This is a genomic window from Noviherbaspirillum sp., assembly GCF_036846085.1.
Classification (GTDB): Bacteria; Pseudomonadota; Gammaproteobacteria; order Burkholderiales; family Burkholderiaceae_D; genus Noviherbaspirillum.
In genome coordinates, this window is sequence record NZ_DAIUCO010000381.1 from 1 (window position 1) to 3,070 (window position 3,070).

Sequence of the window (3,070 nt, forward strand, 5' to 3'; positions counted from 1 at the left end):
CGGCGGCCGCGTCGATCCGCGACCGCTGCCTTCCAATAACATGCACGAGGTTCTCATGGACGCCGATCATCGCAACGTACAGGCAATTTGCCCCGCTGCCGAGGTAATGACAAGGCAGCGCCTTCCGTACTACATCGGGATATCAGGAAATACGGTAGGCGCGCTCGGACTGTCGATGCACATGGTGCTCATCCCGCCGGGCGGACGTGCCGAGCCGCACAAGCACATAGGCTACGAGACAGGCATCTATGTTCTCGAAGGACGGGTTTGCACACGATGGGGCGAATCGCTCGAACATGAGGTGGTGAGCGAGGCCGGAGATTTCCTATTCATCCCGCCCGGTGTGCCCCATGAGGCAATCAATTTAAGCACCACGGAGCGGGCGCGGGCGATCGTCGCGCGCAATGACCCGGCAGAACAGGACAAGGTCGAGCCGCATGTCCGCCCCGAAGGCACGTAGCGGCTATGCTGCGGTAATGGTTTTCCAGGAGCGCGATTCATGCGCCGGGCACCCGTCCCGTTGATCGACAGGACGTCATGCTAACCTTGCGTTTCACATTCCAAGAATGACCTTCCTTCAGGAGCGCAAAAGCCCATGAGCCGTGCAATGCAGACATGCCTCGGCAGTTGCCACTGCGGCGCGGTACGTTTCGAAATCGAGACGGATTTCCCGGAACTCACGATGTGCGACTGTTCGATATGCCGCCGCAAGAACGCGCTCATGGTCAAGGTTCACGAAAGCAAATTCCGGCTGCTTGCCGGCGAGGAATCGCTCACCGAGTACCAGTTCCACACCCTGACGGCGCGGCATTTCTTCTGCAAGGTATGCGGCATCTATCCGTTTCACCGCAAGCGCGTTACGCCGGACAATCTCGGCATCAACGTGTTCTGCCTTCACGACTTCGATCCTGCTGGTATCCCGGTGCGGCAAGCGGTCGGAGCCGGCATGCCATGAGCATCGGGGACGTGCCAGGTGGCTTTCCGGGCGGCCACATGTGCCGCACGCGATCGATTCATGCAGTGCGGGGGAATCGTCGAATCGGTGTTGTGACATCTTTTTCCGGCTTTCATTAAGCATGCCTTTCACGCTCTCGCATCCCGCAGCCATTGTCCCCATCAAGCGATATTGGAAAGGCGCTGATCTATCCGCCCTGGTCATCGGCAGCATGGCGCCCGACTTTGTCTACTTCCTCAGGATAGGCATTTCAGGGCCGGTGAGCCACAGCCTGTCGGGAATCGTTTCCTTCTGCGTGCCCGCCAGCCTGGCGGCTTACCTGATCTTCCATCTCCTGATCAAGCATCCCCTCTGGCTGCTGCTGCCGGATTTCCTGCGCGAACGGCTTGATATCCATTCCCCGGGGTGGCTGCCGGCATCACCCGGTTCATGGGCGGTCGTTATCGCCTCGGCGGCATTGGGCGCCGCAACCCACGTGGCCTGGGATAGCTTCACGCACGCGAACACGCATGTTGTCACGCACTGGAGCTGGCTAAGATCGATGATCGGCCCGGACGGCGGTCCCCGCATCCCTCTGTACAAGGTGTTGCAGCACGCCAGCACCGTCTTTGGACTATGGATCCTTGCCGCTGCGTTGCGCAAATGGTTCAATGCGGCGCCGGTTCATCGGCATCGCGCCAATCACCTGAGTCCGAACGTGCGCACAGCGGTTGTGCTGGTGCTCCTGATCTCGGGATCACTCGGGTTGATGGTGGGTGCGATGAACGTTCCGGATGCCGCTCTGGAGCGGATGATATTCAAAGGAATTGTAGAAGGCGTGCAGTGGTTCGCGGTCGCGACCTTCCTGTATTGTGTCGTGATGCACACCTATTCGGCCGTTCGTCGGAACGATGCCTGAGCCGGCGCGGCACAACCGCGTACCGTTGAACTTGCAGCAGTCCATGTCCCAGGAAAATGCGTTCTTTCAAAGTGACGCCTGGATACGGCAAATTCCCGCAGGCCTACGGGTCTGCGGGATGATCTTAATGATGGGTGACGGCATCCTTCTGCCGGGTCATGGTGTCAACCGGCCGGTATGCCGCTTCCGCGGCGGCGGAATCGATGTGGTCCAGAAAGCGGATTACCTTGCCGTCCCGCATCGTGCTGATGTGCACCCACGGTGTGTCATAGGTGCGGCCAGTGGACTTGACCCGCCATGTCGCATTGCCATAAACCACTACCTTGTCGCCATCTGCCAGGAATTCGGTCGGTTCAAACCTCACGGCCTCCTGCGAATCACTGAGTTTCTGAAAGAATTGCGCTACTCCGGCCTTGCCGTGATAGTCGCCGGAGAAAGGAATGTATTCCGATTCCGGCATGCTCCATTCGACATCGTCGGCATAGATTTCCATCACTTTCGGTATGTCTCCCGCAATGAACGCTGCATACACATCCCTTGCCAATTGTTTGTTTTCTTCGCTCGTCATGATTCACTCCTTGAATGCGTGACCCCTTCCGCCCTGTAAGAAATTGACGCCATGGCTTTGATTGACCGGGTCGCCGTTGCGTGTGGCGATTGCTGCCACTGAAGGAAAAGCACGCCGTCGTCAAAGGCGTGGTTGGCAGACGACAGCATGATGCAGTCGTCAAGGTTCAACGCCGCAACGCAAGGCGATGCCTCTAGGCCGGGTGCAACGCTGCGGAGCCTGCATGCTGCCTCTGACGCAATACGGCCAGGGTATCCGCCAGACATTTTCGCATCGGAACAGTTTGCTGCCAGCCCAATGTGTCCTTGATGCGCCGGTTGCTTGCATTCCACCGCTTGCCCTTCAACATGCCCATCAACTCGGCGGAGACCGTACGCGGCGAGTGCAGCATCCGATGATTAAGCCGGTCGAACATCGGCATGAGCGGGACGAGAAAATCGGGCAGGGTAAGCAGCGGCAACGGTACTGCCGGATCGAGCGCATGCAACACCTGCAGCATGTCGCGGAAACTTGGCAGTACGTCGTTGCAGACAATGAACCGGCCGCTGCAATCCTGTTCCGCCGCAAGCAGATGGGCAGCTGCGACATCGCGCACATCCACGAGCGGGAAATTGGTGTCGGGCGCGGCCATGCGCATACCGCCCAGGAC

General features: G+C 59.0%; 5 protein-coding genes. 3 read left to right on the forward strand and 2 right to left on the reverse strand.

Annotation, left to right across the window (positions count from 1 at the left end):
* Positions 1–106 precede the first annotated feature (106 nt).
* From V7080_RS24970 to V7080_RS24980, 3 genes are all read left to right on the forward strand, one after another.
* The gene (locus V7080_RS24970; protein ID WP_334191080.1) at positions 107–460 is read left to right on the forward strand and encodes a cupin domain-containing protein; all 354 of its coding nucleotides are present in this window, start codon (positions 107–109) and stop codon (positions 458–460) included.
* A 135-nt stretch (positions 461–595) separates the two neighbouring features.
* Complete coding sequence (locus V7080_RS24975; RefSeq protein WP_334191077.1) at positions 596–955, forward strand: GFA family protein; 360 nt, start codon at positions 596–598, stop codon at positions 953–955.
* Between the two features lie 121 nt (positions 956–1,076).
* Positions 1,077–1,853: a DUF4184 family protein gene (locus tag V7080_RS24980; RefSeq protein WP_334191078.1), complete on the forward strand. Its 777-nt coding sequence runs from the start codon at positions 1,077–1,079 to the stop codon at positions 1,851–1,853.
* Between the two features lie 124 nt (positions 1,854–1,977).
* Here the strand turns inward: V7080_RS24980 and V7080_RS24985 are convergent, their stop codons facing one another.
* Together V7080_RS24985 and V7080_RS24990 are read right to left on the reverse strand one after the other, a co-directional pair.
* Positions 1,978–2,421, reverse strand: coding sequence for a nuclear transport factor 2 family protein (locus V7080_RS24985; RefSeq protein ID WP_334191079.1), 444 nt, complete (start codon positions 2,419–2,421; stop codon positions 1,978–1,980).
* Positions 2,422–2,614: 193 nt separating this feature from the next.
* Positions 2,615–3,070, reverse strand: a 456-nt coding sequence (locus tag V7080_RS24990) for a hypothetical protein (protein ID WP_442947283.1), incomplete at its 5' end; no start/stop codon positions are given.

Bases quoted from the DNA above. Each gene is read 5' to 3' on its own strand.
- V7080_RS24980 (WP_334191078.1), top strand. From the start codon at position 1,077: ATGCCTTTCACGCTCTCGCATCCCGCAGCCATTGTCCCCATCAAGCGA.
- V7080_RS24985 (WP_334191079.1), bottom strand. From the start codon at position 2,421: ATGACGAGCGAAGAAAACAAACAATTGGCAAGGGATGTGTATGCAGCG.
- V7080_RS24970 (WP_334191080.1), top strand. From the start codon at position 107: ATGACAAGGCAGCGCCTTCCGTACTACATCGGGATATCAGGAAATACG.
- V7080_RS24975 (WP_334191077.1), top strand. From the start codon at position 596: ATGAGCCGTGCAATGCAGACATGCCTCGGCAGTTGCCACTGCGGCGCG.